The 16685-nt window shown below is 71.0% G+C and carries 12 protein-coding genes; 9 read left to right on the top strand and 3 right to left on the bottom strand.

What is annotated here, in order from left to right:
• Positions 1-38: 38 nt before the first annotated feature.
• Entirely contained in the window at positions 39-740 is a 702-nt protein-coding gene (locus VET29_RS14970; protein WP_324920343.1) for a polysaccharide deacetylase family protein, read from the top strand.
• Positions 741-745: 5 nt separating this feature from the next.
• Entirely contained in the window at positions 746-2050 is a 1305-nt protein-coding gene (locus VET29_RS14965) for an SGNH/GDSL hydrolase family protein (protein WP_324920341.1), read from the top strand.
• Between the two features lie 98 nt (positions 2051-2148).
• Here VET29_RS14965 and VET29_RS14960 read toward each other — a convergent pair whose 3' ends face one another.
• Positions 2149-3549 (bottom strand): glycosyl hydrolase family 18 protein, encoded by a 1401-nt coding sequence (locus VET29_RS14960; protein WP_324920339.1) that lies wholly within the window; start codon positions 3547-3549, stop codon positions 2149-2151.
• A gap of 367 nt (positions 3550-3916) precedes the next feature.
• Here VET29_RS14960 and ypfJ point away from each other — a divergent pair, with 367 nt between their 5' ends.
• From ypfJ to VET29_RS14945, 3 genes are read left to right on the top strand one after another with little or no spacing between them, the layout of a single operon-like run.
• Positions 3917-4810 (top strand): KPN_02809 family neutral zinc metallopeptidase, encoded by an 894-nt coding sequence (gene ypfJ / locus VET29_RS14955; protein WP_324920335.1) that lies wholly within the window; start codon positions 3917-3919, stop codon positions 4808-4810.
• Positions 4811-4843: 33 nt separating this feature from the next.
• Positions 4844-6022 (top strand): AI-2E family transporter, encoded by a 1179-nt coding sequence (locus VET29_RS14950; protein WP_324920333.1) that lies wholly within the window; start codon positions 4844-4846, stop codon positions 6020-6022.
• Positions 6023-6038: 16 nt separating this feature from the next.
• Positions 6039-7562, top strand: a complete 1524-nt coding sequence (locus tag VET29_RS14945) for a carboxylesterase/lipase family protein (RefSeq protein WP_324920331.1) — start codon at positions 6039-6041, stop codon at positions 7560-7562.
• 203 nt (positions 7563-7765) lie between these two features.
• Here VET29_RS14945 and VET29_RS14940 read toward each other — a convergent pair whose 3' ends face one another.
• Entirely contained in the window at positions 7766-9046 is a 1281-nt protein-coding gene (locus tag VET29_RS14940; RefSeq protein ID WP_324920328.1) for an SGNH/GDSL hydrolase family protein, read from the bottom strand.
• A gap of 203 nt (positions 9047-9249) precedes the next feature.
• Between VET29_RS14940 and VET29_RS14935 the strand changes: the two genes are divergently transcribed.
• Positions 9250-10215: an NAD(P)-dependent alcohol dehydrogenase gene (locus tag VET29_RS14935; RefSeq protein WP_324920326.1), complete on the top strand. Its 966-nt coding sequence runs from the start codon at positions 9250-9252 to the stop codon at positions 10213-10215.
• Between the two features lie 27 nt (positions 10216-10242).
• Here VET29_RS14935 and VET29_RS14930 read toward each other — a convergent pair whose 3' ends face one another.
• Positions 10243-11148 (bottom strand): SDR family oxidoreductase, encoded by a 906-nt coding sequence (locus VET29_RS14930; protein WP_324920324.1) that lies wholly within the window; start codon positions 11146-11148, stop codon positions 10243-10245.
• A 167-nt stretch (positions 11149-11315) separates the two neighbouring features.
• Between VET29_RS14930 and VET29_RS14925 the strand changes: the two genes are divergently transcribed.
• The 3 genes from VET29_RS14925 to VET29_RS14915 all read left to right on the top strand — a co-directional run bounded on the left by VET29_RS14925 (position 11316) and on the right by VET29_RS14915 (position 16658).
• Positions 11316-11813, top strand: coding sequence for a mycothiol transferase (locus VET29_RS14925; protein ID WP_324920322.1), 498 nt, complete (start codon positions 11316-11318; stop codon positions 11811-11813).
• Between the two features lie 11 nt (positions 11814-11824).
• Complete coding sequence (locus VET29_RS14920; RefSeq protein WP_324920320.1) at positions 11825-12631, top strand: tetratricopeptide repeat protein; 807 nt, start codon at positions 11825-11827, stop codon at positions 12629-12631.
• Positions 12632-13028: 397 nt separating this feature from the next.
• Positions 13029-16658 carry a CARDB domain-containing protein gene (locus VET29_RS14915; RefSeq protein WP_324920317.1) on the top strand — a complete coding sequence of 1210 codons (3630 nt, stop codon included), beginning with the start codon at positions 13029-13031 and terminating at the stop codon, positions 16656-16658.
• The last annotated feature ends 27 nt before the right edge of the window (positions 16659-16685 follow it).

Here is a 16685-nt window from a genome sequence, read left to right as displayed (position 1 = left end):
TCCGGAAATCTCAAAGGCGCGACGACGGGAGACCCAACGTGGCCGCCGCACGAAGACTCAGCCAGCTGCTCGTTCCGCTACTCATCGCCGGCGCCACCATCGGCGCGACGCCGGCACACGCCGACCGGCACTCCTCGCCGACGGCCACGATCGTCGACTCGACCCGGCAGGGCGGCCGCACCGTGGCCTTCACGTTCGACGACGGGCCCGACCCCACGAACACCCCGGCACTGCTGGACCTGTTACGCCGCAAGCACATCCGGGCCGTGTTCTGCCTGTGGGGCGACCATGTCAAGCAGTACCCGCGGCTCGTGCGGCGGATCGCGGCCGAGGGCCACATCCTGTGCAACCACACGATGCACCACGACGACATGAGCACGTTGACGCCGGAGGCGATCCGCGCGGACCTGCTGGCGACGAACGCCGCGATCCGCGCCGCGGTGCCACGGGCACGGGTGCCCTACTTCCGCGCCCCGTTCGGTGCGTGGGGACAGACGCCGGAGGTCGCGGCGTCGCTCGGCATGCAGCCGCTCGGCTGGCGCCTCGCGATCACCGACTGGGAGCCACCGGGCACCGACGTGCTGGTCGACCGGCTGATGACCGGGATCACCGAGGGCGCGGTCGTACTGATGCACGACGGCGGCGGCGACCGGACGCAGACCATCGAGGCGGTGGCCGCGGTGACGCCGCGGTTGCGTGCCGACGGCTGGCGCATCACCGTCCCGGCGCGGCGCGGGTGACGGCGATGACACTGAAGATCTCCTGCGTCGCGACCCAGTCCGCCGAGCCGCCGCGCCGGTCCCGGCTGCTCGCCGTCCTGGCGACGGTGGGCCTGCTGCTGTCCGGCTTCGCGTCGGCCGGCGGCGAGACCGGCTCCCCCGCCGGCGTCGCGAACTGGGTCGGCACCTGGGCGGCGGTGCCGACGGCGACGCCGGCCACGTCGACGCCGGTGCTGGACGACGAGACCATCCGGCAGGTGATCCACACGAGCGTGGCCGGGAGCGAGCTGCGGCTGCGGCTGACGAACGAGTTCGGCACGCGGGCACTGCGGATCGGCGAGGTGCACGTCGCGCGCCGAGCCGGCGGCACCGGTACGAACATCGTCCCGTCGACGGACCGGGCGGTGACGTTCGGCGGCATGCGCTCGCCCACGATCCCGGCGGGCTCCCCGATGCTGAGCGACCCCGTCCGGCTGCCGGTCCCGGCCAGGACCGACCTGGTGGTGAGCATCTACGTGCCGGCCCCGACGCCGGTCACCACCCTGCATGCCTTCGCCAACAGCGGCAACGTGATCGCGGCGGGCGACGTGGCCGACGACCCGGCGGTCACCGGCCGGGCGGTGGGTCAGTGGTTCTTCCTGTCGGCGGTGAGCGTGCGTGCCGACCGCGGCGCCGGCGCGGTGATCGCGCTGGGCGACTCGATCACGGACGGCTCGACGGCGGCGGCCGACACGAACCGCCGGTGGCCGGACCTGCTGGCGAACCGCTTGCGGGACACGGGAATGCTGAACCTGGGTGTGGCGGGCAACCGCCTGCTGCACGACCCGAACCCGCCGCCGGGCAGCGACGCGCAGAACTTCGCGATGTTCTTCGGTGTGGCCGCGCTGAGCCGGTTCGACCGGGACGTGGCCGCACAACCCGGTGCCCGCTACGTGATCGTGCTGCTCGGCGTGAACGACCTCGGCCACCCCGGCACGGTGGCGCCGCCGTCGGAGACGGTGAGCGCCGAGGAGATCATCGCCGCGCACGAGCAGTTGGTCACCCGTGCCCACGCGGCGGGCCTGACGGTCTTCGGCGCCACGATCCTGCCGTTCAAGGACGACACGCTCGGCTTCTACAGCGAGGCGAACGAGGCCAAACGGCAGCGCGTCAACCGCTGGATCCGCACGAGCGGCGAGTACGACGCGGTGATCGACTGGGACAGGGTGATGCGCGACCCGGCCGACCCGCTCCGCCTGAACCTCGCCTACGACAGCGGGGATCACCTGCACCCCAACGAGAACGGCAACGCGGCGATGGCGGCCGCGGTACCCGTTCGGCTGTTCCGGTAGCCAGGACGGTCCGCTCCGGCCATCCCCGGGGCGGACCGCGTCCGCGGCTCGGGTGGCTCAGTGGTCAGCCACTGAGCCACCCGAGCCACTTCCGCTCGTCAGGCGGGAAGGTGCCAGACCTGGTTGCCGGACGCGGCGCAGTCCCAGATCTGCAGGCGCGTCGCGTCCGCGGAGCTGTTGCCCGTGGCGTCCAGGCAGCGACCCGACGCGGGGTTGCGCAGCGTGCCGTTGGACTGGGCCTGCCAGACCTGCGCGCCCGTCCCGTTGCAGTCGTACAGCTGGACGACCGTCCCGTTGGCGGTGCCGGCCGCGGCGATGTCCATGCACTTGCCGAGCGCGCGCAGGGTGCTGTCCGAGCTGACGGTCCAGCTCTGCGCGTTCGTGCCGTTGCACGTGTACAGCTGGATCGCGGCGCCGTTGGCAATGCTGGCGGCCGCCACGTCGACGCACTTGCCGGCGATGCCGGTGATCGGCCCGGTGCGGCCGGTCGGCGGGTTGCCACCGCCACCGGTCGCGGCCTCGTAGATGGCGCTCACCAGCGACGTGCCGCCGGTCGTGTCCTGGGACAGCTCCCAGTTCATGATGCCGCCCGCGTTGGCCATCGCCCACTGGGTCTTGCGCTTGACCGTGGGAATGCCGTTGTAGCACTCCTGCGCGCCGTTCGCGGTCGTGCAGTCGCGGTTGGCGTTCGCGGAGTCCAGTGCCACCAGCTGGGCATAAGTCAGGTAGCCCGGCCGGCTGTAGAACGGCACGCCCAGCACCGTCTTGCTGGCCGGCAGGCCGCGGCCCTTCCAGAAGTTCGCCGACGCGATCGACCAGTCGTAGTTGGCGTGCGGGCTGCCGCCGTCGTACGCCATGATGTTCAGCCAGTCCACGTAGCCGAACACCGCGGGCTGCACGCCGTTCGCGGTGCCGCCCTCGGACACCACGGCGGCGGTCAGCAGCTTGCCCTGGCCGTGCAGCGTGTTGCTGAGCTGCTGCATGAGCGCGGTGTAGTTGTTGCCGGAGGTGCCGGGGTCCGGGTACTCCCAGTCGATGTCGACGCCGTCGAGACCGTACTGGTTGAGCACGCTCACCACGCTGTTGACGAACGTCGTCCGTGAGCCGGAGTTCGCCGCCAGGGCCTCGAAAGCGGAGTCGTTGCCGTCGTTCCAGCCGCCGATCGACAGCGACACCTTGACGCCGTTGCTGTGGCCGAGGCTTACCAGCGACGAGAGCTTGCCGCCGTCGGGCACACCCTGCAACGTGCCGTTCGAGTTCGGCAGCACGAAGGCGTAGTTGATGTGGGTCAGCTTGCTGTACTGGACGCTGTTCACGCTCCCCGACCACGACGGCAGGTAGCCGACGCTGCGGAAACCGTTCGGGAGCGCCGCCGCTGCCGACGGTGCGGCGGCGGCCGTCGGCGCGGCGGCCGCGAAGGCGAGACCGGTGGCGACCGTCGCCGTGGCGAGGGCCGCCGCACCCCACCGGCGCCGTCGCCGGGACAGGTATGCAGACATGAGAGTTTCCTTCCAAGGCAGGGAGAAGGCTCGCTCAGTGAACCCCCGCGAACGAGTCTCAGTCAATAGTGGACGGGCTATTGGTTGAACCAATGTGCGCAGATTGTTAGTCAACCTTCCAAACCTTGCGGACCTGCCCGGAACCGGTTACGATCGGCCGCGACGATCGCGAGCGTCGGCCTGCGCCGCGCGTGTTCTCCTTTTCCCGTAGGCGATTTCGCCGCCGCTTTGTTCTGGGCTGGATTTCTCCGAAGCGTCGCGACCCCGTGACGCACCGTCGGGACCGCCGGGCGGGCCGTGCTCACCGTCGACCACGACGACGAGGAGCCCATGAGCGCGTGCGCGCCGCCCGTGCGAGCATCATGGGGTGGAATTCAACGACGACGCGGGACTAGACACCTCCCAGATCAGCGACAAGCGCGGGATCGGCGGCGGCATCGCGTTGGGCGGCGGTGGTCTCGGTGTCATCGGCGTGATCATCTACTTCGTGATCTCGCAGTTCAGCGGTGGTGGCGGCGACGCGTCGTCCGGCTTGGGCGGGTTCGACCTCGGCCAGAACGAGCAGGTCGGCGCCTCGTCGCTGGCGGACCGCTGCCGCACCGGCGCGGACGCCAACCGCGACGCCGACTGCCGGGCGGTCGCGTTCATCAACTCGATCCAGGGCTACTGGTCTGGCCAGCTCGACGGCTACCAGGTGGCGGAGACCAACTTCTTCTCCGGCGGTGTGCAGACGGGGTGCGGCAACGCCGACTCGGCCACCGGGCCGTTCTACTGTCCCGCGGACTCCGAGGTCTACATCGACCTGACCTTCTTCACCGAGCTGCACGACCGCTTCGGCGCGCAGGGTGGGCCGTTCGTCGAGGGGTACGTCCTCGCGCACGAGTACGGGCACCACGTGCAGCACCTGGTCGGGACATCCGACAAGGTCGGGCAGTCGGCCGGCGCGGAGTCCGGCTCCGTGCGCCTGGAGCTGCAGGCCGACTGTTACGCGGGCGCGTGGGCCAACCACGCCACGACCGCACCCGGGGCGTCCGGCAAGCCACTGATCACCCAGGTGACACAGGACGACGTGGCCGCCGCGCTGGACGCCGCGGCCCACATCGGCGACGACTTCATCCAGAAGGAACTGGGCGGCGGCAAGGTCGACACCACCCAGTTCACCCACGGCACCTCGGCACAGCGCCAGAAGTGGTTCTCGACCGGCTACCGGTCCGGGGACCCACAGCAGTGCGACACGTTCAACACGAACGACCTCGGCTGAGCGGAGCCGGCGGAGCGAGCATCGGAGTCCGACATGGCCACCCCGCCCGAGGCCCCTGCCGATCCGCCGGCCGAGCCGGCCGGCGGCACGCGGGTCGGGTCGCCGGCCGGGTCCTCGTCCGTCCCGGTCGCCGGTCCACCGGGTGACCCGCTCGTCGCCCCGGCCGGACCGCCACCCGATCCGCTCGCGCGGTTGCGGCGAGTGGCGCTGGCGTGCCTGTACGTGCTGGTCATCGCCGCGACGCTGTGGGTGTTCGGCCAGGTCGTCGCCCGGCTGTCGGTCGTGGTGGTGCCGTTGGCGGTGGCCTTGCTGGTCGCGTCGCTGTTCGCGCCCGCGGTCACCTGGTTGCACAGCCGTCGCGTGCCACGGGGGCTCGCCACCGCGGCGGTGCTGCTCGGTGGGCTCGCGGCCGTCGGCGGCCTGATCTACTTCATGGTGTCCACGCTCATCGACGGCCTGCCCGACCTCGGCGACCGGCTCGACGACAGCTACCGCCAGCTACGCGACTGGCTGACGAACGGGCCCCTCGGCCTCACCGGCGACCAGCTCGACCGCATGCTCGACGAGGGCAAGGCCTGGGTCACCCGCAACCGCTCGGAGCTCGCGACCGGTGCGCTGGGCGTGCTCACCACCGCGACCACGATGCTGGCCGGCCTCGTGGTCGTCGTGTTCCTCCTGGTGTTCTTCCTGCACGAGGGCTCCCGGATGTGGCACGGGACCACCAAGTTCCTGCCCGAGCCCGCGCGCACCAAGGTGCGCCACGCCGGGGAAAGGGCATTCCACGACCTCGCCAAGTACGTCCGCACGACCCTGCTGGTCGCGCTGATCGACGCCGTCGGCATCGGCATCGGTCTGGGGCTCACCGGGGTGCCGCTCCTCCTTCCGCTGTCGGCACTCGTGTTCCTCGGCGCGTTCGTGCCGATCGTCGGCGCGTTCGTGTCCGGGCTGGTCGCCGTGCTCATCGCGTTGGTGAGCAAGGGCGTCGTGGTCGCGCTGATCGTCGCGGGGGTGGTGATCGCGGTGCAGCAGCTGGAAGGCAACGTGCTGGAGCCGATGCTGATGAGCAGGTCCGTGCAGCTGCACCCGGTCGCCGTGCTGATCGCGATCGCGGTGGGCGTCGAGCTGGCCGGCATCGTCGGCGCGCTGTTCGCGGTGCCGGTGCTCGCGACGGTCCGGGCGGCGTGGCGCACGGTTGTGTCCCACGACGGCTGACGGTTACGTTGGGGGCATGCGCCGCCAGCTCACCGTCGCGTTGGCCGTCCTCTCCCTGCTGGGCAACGGAACCGCGCACGCGACCGGACATGATCCCTTGGCCCGCACCGAAAGCGGGGTGGTCCGCGGCACGGATGCCGGCCGGGTGGACAGTTTCCTCGGCATCCCGTACGCGGCCGCACCCGTCGGCGACCTGCGGTGGCGGCTGCCCCGACCCGCGCCGCACTGGCCGGGTGCGCGGGACGCGACGTCCTACGGCGCGGCCTGCGCGGCACAGGCCAGCACCAACGGCCCGAGGTCGGAAGCCGAGGACTGCCTCTTCCTGAACGTGCAGCGCCCGGCGGGCACCCGGCCGGGACAGCGCCTGCCCGTGTACTTCTGGATCCACGGCGGCGGGTTGCGCAACGGCAGCGGCAACCAGCACGACGGGTCGCTCGTCGTGCGCCGCACCGGCGTCGTGGTCGTGACCATCAACTACCGGCTCGGCGTGTTCGGCTTCCTCGGCCACCCGGGGCTGACCGCCGAGTCCGGCGAGTCCGGTGACTACGGGTTCGCCGACCAGCAGGCCGCGTTGCGTTGGGTGCACGGCAACATCGCCGCGTTCGGCGGTGACCCGCGCCGGGTCACGATCGGCGGCGAGTCCGCGGGTGGCTTCTCGGTGTGCGCGCACCTGTCCGCGCCCGGCTCGCGGGGACTGTTCGCCGCGGCCATGATCCAGAGCGGCTCGTGCCCCACGCAGACCCTGGCGTCGGCCGAGGCGGCGGGCACCGCGCTGGCCGGGGCGGTCGGTTGCGCGGACGTGGCGTGCCTGCGTGCGCTGCCGGCCGGGCGGTTGCTCGACGCCGGCGCGAACACACCCGTCGCCATCACGCGTGGGGTGCCGACGCTGCCGGACGACCCCGACCAGTCCGTGCGCACCGGCCGGTTCGCCCACGTGCCGGTGGTGATCGGCGCGAACCTCGACGAGGGCCGCACGTTCGCGCAGGGCTTCATCGGTCAGACCCGCGAGCAGTACGAGGCGTTCGTTCGGTCGAGCTTCGGCGACGGCGTGCTCGCGCGGTACCCGTGGCCCGCCGCCGCCGACCAGTTCACCGCCGCGTACCTCGTGGGCGCGATCTTCACCGACAGGGGCACGTTCGCGGGCATCGGCGGCTGCCCGAACCTCGGGCTGACACGGGCGTTCGCCGCGTACACCCGGACCTACGCCTACGAGTTCGCGCACCGCACCGGCCCCGGGCTCGCACCGCTGCCGGCCGGCTACGTGTGGGGCGCGGGACATGCCGCGGAGCTCGCCTACGTGTGGCCGAGCTTCGACAACGGCACGCCGATCGCGCCGACGTTCGACGCGTCAGAACGCCGGCTGGCGGCCGACATGGTCGACGCGTGGGGCCGGTTCGTGCGCACGGGCAGGCCACTGGCGGCCGGCGTGTCACCGTGGCCGAGCTTCGACCACACCGCGCGGGTGCTGTCCCTGCGTGCCGGCGGACGGTCGATCTCCCTGCCGGACAGGGAGATCGCCGCCGAGCACCAGTGCGGCTGACCGGGGTGCCGTCACGTCACTGTCGGCCGGCCCCCGGGGCTGGTGTCCCGCGCCGGAAATGCGGTGATCAAGTCGGTGGATCCGGGTTTCTGCTGGCAAGGCGCCGGTTCGCCCTCGTACTGGGTCGTACCTGGGCGAACCGGCAACGCCGCCAGCAGGAAGCTGGGCCGCCGAATTAGTTGCCTAATCTCCGGCGCGGGACACTAGTCGAACAGGCGGGCCGGCACGGCGGCCGCCATCACGCCGTAGCCGGTCGGGTTGAGGTGCAGGTGGTCGCCGACGTCGTAGGCCGCCAGCAGCTGGCGCGGTGCCGCCGGGTCGCGGACGGCCCGGTCGAAGTCGATCACCGCGTCGAACTCGTGGCTGGTGCGGATCCACTGGTTGACGGCCTGCCGCGCGGTCTCGCGGACGCCGGCCGGGTCGTCGTAGCCGGTGTTGCCGCCGAAGGGCAGCAGCGTCGCGCCGAACACCTCGATGTCCTTCGCGTGCGCCCGGGTCACGAACTGCTCGTACGCCGCGATGAGGTCGGCCGCGACCTGTTGCTGTGCCTCGGGAGTGGCCGCCGCGGTGCCGATGTCGTTGATGCCCTCGAACACGACCAGCCACTCGACGCCGCTCGTCGCGAGGACGTCCCGGTCGAAGCGGGCGAGCGCGTTCGGGCCGAGACCGTCGTTGAGCACGCGGTTGCCGCCGGCGGCCTGGTTCAGGATCGCGACGTCCGCGGTGCGGTGGCCGGCCTGCAGCCGGTCGAGCAGCTGGTCCGGCCAGCGGTCGTTCGCGTTCGTGGTGGATCCTCGGCCGTCGGTCAGCGAGTCGCCCAGCATGACCGCGCCGGACGTGCCGCGCTGGGCGAACGCCTCGACGCCGCTGAGGAAGTACCAGTGGTCGGCGCGTGCGGCGCCGGGCAGGTCGGCGTCCGCGACGTGGTTGCCGGCCAGCAGGTAGGAGGAGGTGCGCGAACCCGGGTGCGAGGTGATGTTGTTCGACGCCTGGCCGGTCGCGAGGTAGAGCGTGACGGCGAGGATGGTCCTCGGCCGGACGCGGAAGCCGAGCGGGTCCGACACCATCTGCGCGCCGACGGGGACGACGGTCGACGGCCGCCCGTTGAAGGTGACCGGGCGGGCGGTGTCCGGTTGGATCGCGGACACGCCCGCCTGGCCGCCCGCGGGCAGGGCGACGGAGACCGCGGTGATCGGCAGCGCCGCGCCGCCGAACGCGTTGGAGAACCGGAGCCGCAGGTTCGACCCGCCGACGGTGACGCGCACGGTCTGGCGCAACGTGGTGTCGGCCATGACGAGGCCGTCCTCGGTGAACGGGGGCGGCGGCATGTTGCCCGGCTCGGTCAGCTGCGGCATCGAGGTCCAGGTGTTGACCCAGCCGCCGGCCGCGACCGGTGACCCGTTCGCCGCCACCGAGTGCGGCGCGAGTCCGACCGAGACGGCCAGCACTCCCGCCAGACCGACAACGAACCGTCTTCCGCGCATGGCCCCATCGCCTCCCGCAGTATCGATGCTCGTTACGGAACCGGTTTCCGAGAATTATCGGAAATCATCGGCCCTAGCGGGAACGTAGAGCATTGTTTATTTCCCGGTCAACAGGACAACTGTCGCCGAAAATATCGCCGGCAAGTTCGGACACGATCGCGGAAACCCCTACTCCGCGGGAGTTACGTCGCTAAGGTCTGCGCATGAAAGCCGCGGTGCACATGAGGTACGGCCCACCGGACGTGGTCTCGGTCGCCGAGGTGGACAGGCCTTCGGTGGGCGAGCACGACGTGCTCGTCGCGGTGCACGCCACCACCGTCAACCGCACGGACTGCGCCTACCGCGCGGCCAGGCCGTTCTTCGTGCGTTCGGCGACCGGGCTCACCCGGCCGAAGCGGCCGGTCCTCGGCACGGAGTTCGCCGGCGTCGTCGCCGCGGTCGGCCGGGACGTCTCGAACTTCGACGTCGGCGACCGGGTCTTCGGCTACAACGAGGGCGAGTTCGGCACGCATGCCGAGTTCCTGGCGCTCCGCGCGAGCGGGTCGATCGCACTCATGCCGCCGGACGTGCCCTTCGCCACCGCGGCGGCCGCCACCGAAGGGGCGCACTACGCGCTCGCGTTCATCCGGACCGCCGGCATCGAGGCCGGGCAGGACGTGCTCGTCCACGGCGCGACCGGCGCCATCGGCTCGGCCGCCGTGCAGTTGCTGAAACACCTCGATGTCACCGTCACCGCGGTGTGCGACACGGCGAACCTCGCGCTCGTCGAGGGTCTGGGCGCCGACGAGGTCCTCGACTACACGACCGGCGAGTTCGCCCGTCACACCGGCACGTACGACGCGGTGCTCGACGCGGTCGGCAGGTCCACGTTCGGTCAGTGCCGGCGACTGCTGAAACCGGACGGCGGCGTCTACCTGTCGTCCGAGATGGGGCCATGGGCGCAGAACCTGGTCCTGCCGCTGGTCACGGTCCGCCGGAAGGCGCGGGTCAGGTTCCCGGTCCCGCGGCATGACCAGCGGATGATCGCCTACCTCGCCACGTTGCTGGCGACCGGCGCGTTCACGCCGGTCATCGACCGCCGTTTCACGCTCGACGAGATCGTCGCCGCGTACGAGTACGTCGAGACCGGCCGCAAGGTGGGCAACGTCGTCGTCGATGTCATCGGGTGACCGGCACGGCGACCGGTCGGATGCCGGTCAGATGATCGCGGCGGGATCGAGCCAGTCCCGCAGCGTCGGCGGCAGCCGCTTCTCCATCCCGTACGGCTCCAGGTGCGCGCCGAACACCTCGGCGAACGCCCGCGCCACGCTCTCGTCGTCCCAGCTCTCCCTGGTCAGGATCGGCGCCTTGAAGTACGGCTGGCCCATGATGTGCAGCTGCGGCCCGTTGCAGCGGATCACCTGCCCGGTGACGCCGATCGACCGGTCCCCGAGCAGGAACGTGACCAGCGGCGCGATCCGCTCCGGCGTGCGGTCCGGCGGGCAGTTGCGCATCGCCCTCTCGGTGGCGAGCACCATCCGGGTGCGGGCCAGCGGGCACACCGCGTTGACCCGGATGCCCGCCGCCTCCAGATCGAGCGCCCACGAGTACGTGAGCGACGCGACCGCGCCCTTGCTGGCCGCGTACGTGCCGAGCGCCCGCTGCCCGAGCAGGGCGCCGGAGGAGATGTTGACGATCGACGTGCCCGGGCGCATCACCCGCACCGCGGCGAGCCCGGTGTAGATGACGCCGAGGACGTTGACCTCCACCAGCTCACGCACCCGGTCGGGGTCGTCGTCCCAGGGCAGCGCCGAGTAGTTCAGCGCGGCGTTGTTGACCAGCCCGTCGAGCCGGCCGAACTCCTCGACGCACAGGTCGACGAGCTCCCGTGCCTCCCGTGCCTCGGCCACCGAGTGCAGGCTGGCCACGGCGACGCCGCCGGCGGCCGTGATGGCGGCGACCGTCTCGTGCGCGAGGCCGGCGTCGACGTCGTTGACCACCACCGCGGCTCCCACCGAGGCGGCATGCCGCGCGAACGCACGCCCAAGCCCCTGTCCCGCCCCGGTCACGATGACCGCGCGCCCGTCGAGCGTCGTCAACCTCGTCCTCATCCTCGTTGCCATGTCCGACTCCCCACAGTCGACCACCGTGATCGACACCAGTGTCCAACGTCGCTGGCCAGCGCGGGGCCGGTCGCGCCAGGAGGTCGCATCCTGCGCCAAACGCGCTGTCCGGAGTTCGGTCCGGGCGTACCGTCCGGCCGAACGTCAAGCGGCGTAACGTCGGGTTGGTGACGAGTGCGGACCTGTTGGTCGACGCGTTCGGGCGGATCCGGGAGATCGTCCACGCAACCGTCGACGGGCTCAGCGAGGACCAACTGACCTACCGGCCGGGGGACGATGCGAACTCCATCGCCTGGCTGGTCTGGCATCTGACCCGCATCCAGGACGATCACGTCGCCGGCGTGGCCGGCACCGAGCAGGTCTGGCCGAAGTGGGCGGACCGGTTCGGGCTGCCGTTCGACCAGCGGGACACCGGCTACGGTCACCGCTCGGCGGACGTCGCCGCGGTGCGGGTGCCTGCCGAGCTGCTCACCGCTTACCACGACGAGACGTGCGAACGGTCGCTGGAGTATCTTCGCCAGATCACCGACGCCGACCTCGACCGGATCGTGGACCGGCGCTGGGATCCGCCGGTGACACTCGGGGTCCGGCTGGTCAGTGTCGTCTCCGACGACCTGCAGCACGCCGGGCAGGCCGCGTTCGTGCGCGGGCTGTTACCCGGTTAGGGGGACTGGGCATGGGACGTGGCTGGCGGTGGCGCCGGCGAAGGCAGGACTGGCTCACGCGCGACCTCGACAACACCGAGTTCATGCTGCGGCTCACCCGCTGGCTCGCGTCACGCTGGACGCGCCACGACTTCGACGTCGGCTCGATCCTGCTCGACTACACCCGCCGGCTCAACGAGGCCGGGCGGCACGACGAGGCACTCGCCGCGCTCGACGAGGCCATCGCCATCGGGCGCCGGCACGTGCACGCGAAACCGGTGCGGTACGCGCCGAACCTGGCCGCGGCGTTGCTGATGAAGGGGCACCTGCTGGCCGAGCTGGGGCATCTCGACGAGGCCATGTCGTCGGCCGAGGGCGCCGTCGACATCTACCGGACCCTGGTGCCCGGCGACCAGCTGCGGTTCGAGCCGATCCTGTTCGCCGCGCTGACATCGCTCGGGTTCTGGCGCCACCAGCGGGGTGAGTTCGCCGCGGCGCTGGGCCCGTTCGAGGAGGCGTCGGTACTCGCGCGGCGCCTGCCGCCCGCGCGGCTGGCGGACCAGGCGATGGCGTTGAACAACCTGGGCGCGGTGCTGCAGGAGGTCGGGCGGACCTCGGACGCGCTGCCGCCACTCGAGGAGGCGGTCGCCATCCGGCGGCGGCTGCTGGCCGAGGACCGTGCGCGGTTCGAGCCGGATCTCATCGCCTCGCTGCGCAATCTGGAGCAGGCGCTCAGCGGGCTTGGCCGCTACGTGGAGGCGGTGCACGTCGTGGACGAGCTGGCCGCCCTGAACAGGAGCTCCAGCCCGGCGAACGACGCGGAGCCCGGCCCGGCCTAGGAGCTGATTCGAGCACGCCGTCGCGTGCGGTTGCTCACGGCGAGCGGGTTTGCCTTCGGCGAGCCGAGTTCGGCTCGCCGAACAGTCGGTGGTGACGTCGATCGCGGAACTGCCCGCCCAGGTCGGCGAGCGCCGCCCGCTGCCCGCCTGAGGGACCGAGGGCCGTTGGCCTGCGGTCCCTCCGCGTTCGCACCCCTCAGGTCGTTCGGCGACCAGTTCGGTTGTTTCGACGATCGTGAGGGTGGGGTTATCAAGTCCCCGGGCGTGACAGCGGACGAACGCGACACTGTCGTTAAATTGCCAATCGTCGTCTACTTCTTGCTACCAGCAGCCGCGATGTTGCATGCTGTTATTCGAACGTCGGCACCCCTGCTTGTCTCAAAGAAGAGAGACGCCCATGAAGCGTTCACGGCTGACCGCTGCCCTTCTCGTGGCAGGGCTGACCGCCATCGGCATTTCCGTCACCCCGGCGTCCGCCGCGAGCGGGGCCGAGCCGCCGAGTGCGGCGGCGGTCGCCGACGTGCCGCTCACCAGGACGATCTCCGCCAGCAGCGCGCTGCCGGGCTATCCCGTCGGCAACGCCGTCGACGGCAACCAGGCCACCTACTGGGAGAGCGCCAACAACGCGTTCCCGCAATGGATCCAGGCCGACCTCGGCTCGACCAGGGCGCTCACGCGGATCGTGCTGAAGCTGCCGGCCGGCTGGGAGGCACGCACGCAGACCCTCGCGGTTCAGGGCAGCACCAACGGAACGTCGTTCGGCGACCTCGTCGGCTCCACCGGCTACAGCTTCTCCCCCAGCGCCAACACGGTCACCGTCCCGCTCACCGCGAGCACCCGCTACGTGCGCGTCAACGTCACCGCCAACACGGGCTGGCCGGCCGCGCAGCTGTCGGAGTTCGAGCTGTACGGGCCGGACTCCGGCGACACCCAGGCGCCGTCCGCGCCGGGCAACCTGGTGCTCACCGAGCCGGGCGGCGGCCAGCTGCGCCTGGCCTGGTCCGCCGCGACGGACGACGTCGGCGTCACCGGGTACACCGTCTACCGCGACAACGTCGCGGTCTCGACGCTCACCGGCACGACGTTCACCGAGACCCGGCCGGCCGGCACGCGGATCGAGTACTTCGTCCGTGCCAGGGACGCGGCGGGCAACGAGTCAACCGACAGCAACCACGTCGTGCGTGCCGGTCCCGTCGCGGGCGCGAACCTGGCGGTGGGCAAACCGATCGAGGCGTCGTCGAGCGTGTTCTCCTTCGTCGCCACCAACGCCAACGACGACAACACCGGCACCTACTGGGAGTCCGGCGGCTACCCCGGCACGCTGACCGTCAAGCTGGGCGCCAACGCCGATGTCACCTCGGTCGCGGTCAAGCTCAACCCCGACCCGGTGTGGGGCGCGCGCACGCAGAGTTTCCAGGTCCTCGGCCGTGACCAGGGCGCCACGAACTACACGGAGCTGGTCGCGCGGGCGGACTACGCGTTCAACCCGGCCACCAACCAGAACACGGTGACGGTCCCGGTCACCGCGCGGACCGCGGACGTGCGGCTCCAGTTCTTCGCCAACAGCGGCGCGCCCGGCGGGCAGGTCGCCGAGCTGCAGGTCTTCGGCACCCCGGCGCCGAACCCCGACCTGGTCGTCACGAACACGACCTGGACACCCGCGAACCCGACCGAGGCCAGCCAGATCACGTTGTCCGCGACCGTCAAGAACGCGGGCACCGCGAACGCGCCCGCCACGACCGTGAACGTGAGCCTCGGCGGCGCGGTCGCCGGCGACGCGCAGGTCGGCGCGCTGGCGGCGGGCGCGTCCGCGACGGTGACCGTCAACGCGGGAACCCGGCCGACGGGCACCTACGCCGTGTCGTCCACAGTGGACCCGGCGAACACCGTCGTCGAGCAGAACGACACCAACAACACCTACACCGCACCGACTCCGCTCGTGATCACCCAGACGCCGGGGCCGGACCTCGAGGTCACCGGCATCACGTCGAACCCGCCGAACCCCGCGGCCGGCGCGGCCGTCACCTTCGCGGTCAGCGTGCACAACCGGGGCACCAGCGCCGCGGCCGCGAGCGTCACCAGGGTCAGCGTCGGCGGCACCACGCTCAACGCCAACACGGCGACGGTCGCGGCCGGCGCGACGGTGAGCGTGCAGGCCGGCACCTGGACGGCCACGAGCGGCGGCGCCACCGTCACCGCGACCGCCGACGCGACGAACGCCGTCGCGGAGACCAACGAGACCAACAACCAGCTCTCGGTGGCCATCGTCGTGGGCCGCGGCGCGGCGGTGCCGTTCGTCGAGTACGAGGCGGAGGCCGCGCAGTACCAGGGCCAGCTCCTGGAGGCCGACCCGCTGCGCACGTTCGGGCACACCAACTTCGCGACCGAGTCGTCCGGCCGCAAGTCGGTGCGGCTCGACAGCACCGGCCAGTACGTGGAGTTCACGTCGACCACCTCGTCGAACTCGATCGTGGTGCGCAACTCCGTGCCCGACGCGGCCGGTGGCGGCGGCCAGGACAAGACGATCAGCCTGTACGTCAACGGAACCTTCGTGCAGAAGCTGACGCTGTCGTCGAAGCACAGCTGGCTGTACGGGACCACCGACGACCCGGAGGGCCTGACGAACACGCCGCAGGCCAACGCGCGGCGGCTGTTCGACGAGTCACACGCGCTGCTGGCGCAGTCCTACCCGGTCGGCACGAAGTTCCGGCTGCAGCGCGACGCTGGCGACGACGCGGCGTTCTACGTCATCGACCTGATCGACCTGGAGCAGGTGGCGCCCGCGCTGCCGCAGCCGTCCGGCTGCACCTCGATCACGCAGTACGGCGCGGTGCCGAACGACGGGATCGACGACTCGACGGCGATCCAGCGCGCGGTGACCGACGACCAGAACGGCGTCATCGGCTGCGTGTGGATCCCGGAAGGGCAGTGGCGGCAGGAGAAGAAGATCCTGACCGACGACCCGAACGTGCCCAACGGCGGCGGCCAGTACAACCAGATCGGCATCTCGAACGTGACCGTCCGCGGCGCCGGCATGTGGCGCTCGCAGCTGTACTCGCTGATCGAGCCGCAGGACGCGGGCGGCATCAACCACCCGCACGAGGGCAACTTCGGCTTCGACATCGACAAGGGCGTGCAGATCTCGGACATCGCGATCTTCGGCTCCGGCCGGATCCGCGGCGGTGACGGCAACAAGGAGGGCGGTGTCGCGCTCAACGGCCGCTTCGGCACCGGCACCAGCATCACCAACGTGTGGATCGAGCACGCCAACGTCGCCGTCTGGGTCGGCCGCGACTACGACAACATCCCGGCGCTGTGGGGCCCGGCCGATGGCCTGCAGTTCAGCGGGATGCGGATCCGGGACACCTACGCGGACGGCATCAACCTCACCAACGGGACGAGGAACTCGAGGGTGTTCAACTCGTCGTTCCGCACCACCGGCGACGACTCGCTCGCCGTGTGGGCCAACCGCTACGTGAAGGACCCGAACGTCGACATCGCGCACGACAACGTGTTCACCAACAACACGATCCAGCTCCCCTGGCGCGCCAACGGAATCGCGATCTACGGCGGCTACGGCAACCGAATCGAGAACAACCTCGTCCACGACACGATGAACTACCCGGGAATCATGCTGGCGACCGACCACGACCCGCTGCCGTTCTCCGGCACGACCGTGATCGCCAACAACGCGCTGTACCGGTGCGGCGGCGTGTTCTGGGGCGAGCAGCAGAAGTTCGGCGCGATCACGTTCTTCGCGCAGAGCCGGGACATCACCGGCGTGACGTTGCGGGACACGGAGATCTACGACTCCACCTACGACGGCATCCAGTTCAAGACGGGTGGCGGCCAGATCCCGAACGTCGCGGTCACCAACGTCCGTGTCGACAGGTCCAACAACGGCGCCGGCATCCTCGCGATGAGCGGCGCGCGGGGCAGCGCGACGCTGACGAACGTGACGATCACCAACTCCGCGACGGGTGACGTCGTCGTCGAGCCCGGCTCGCAGTTCGTCATCAACCGGTGAACGAGGGCGCGGCCGGTCGGTCCCACC

It is taken from the genome of Actinophytocola sp. (genome assembly GCF_035634895.1).
In the GTDB taxonomy this organism is placed as follows: domain Bacteria; phylum Actinomycetota; class Actinomycetes; order Mycobacteriales; family Pseudonocardiaceae; genus Actinophytocola.
Note: the sequence above shows the minus strand (reverse complement) of the source record. Positions and strands in the feature narration are given on the sequence as shown.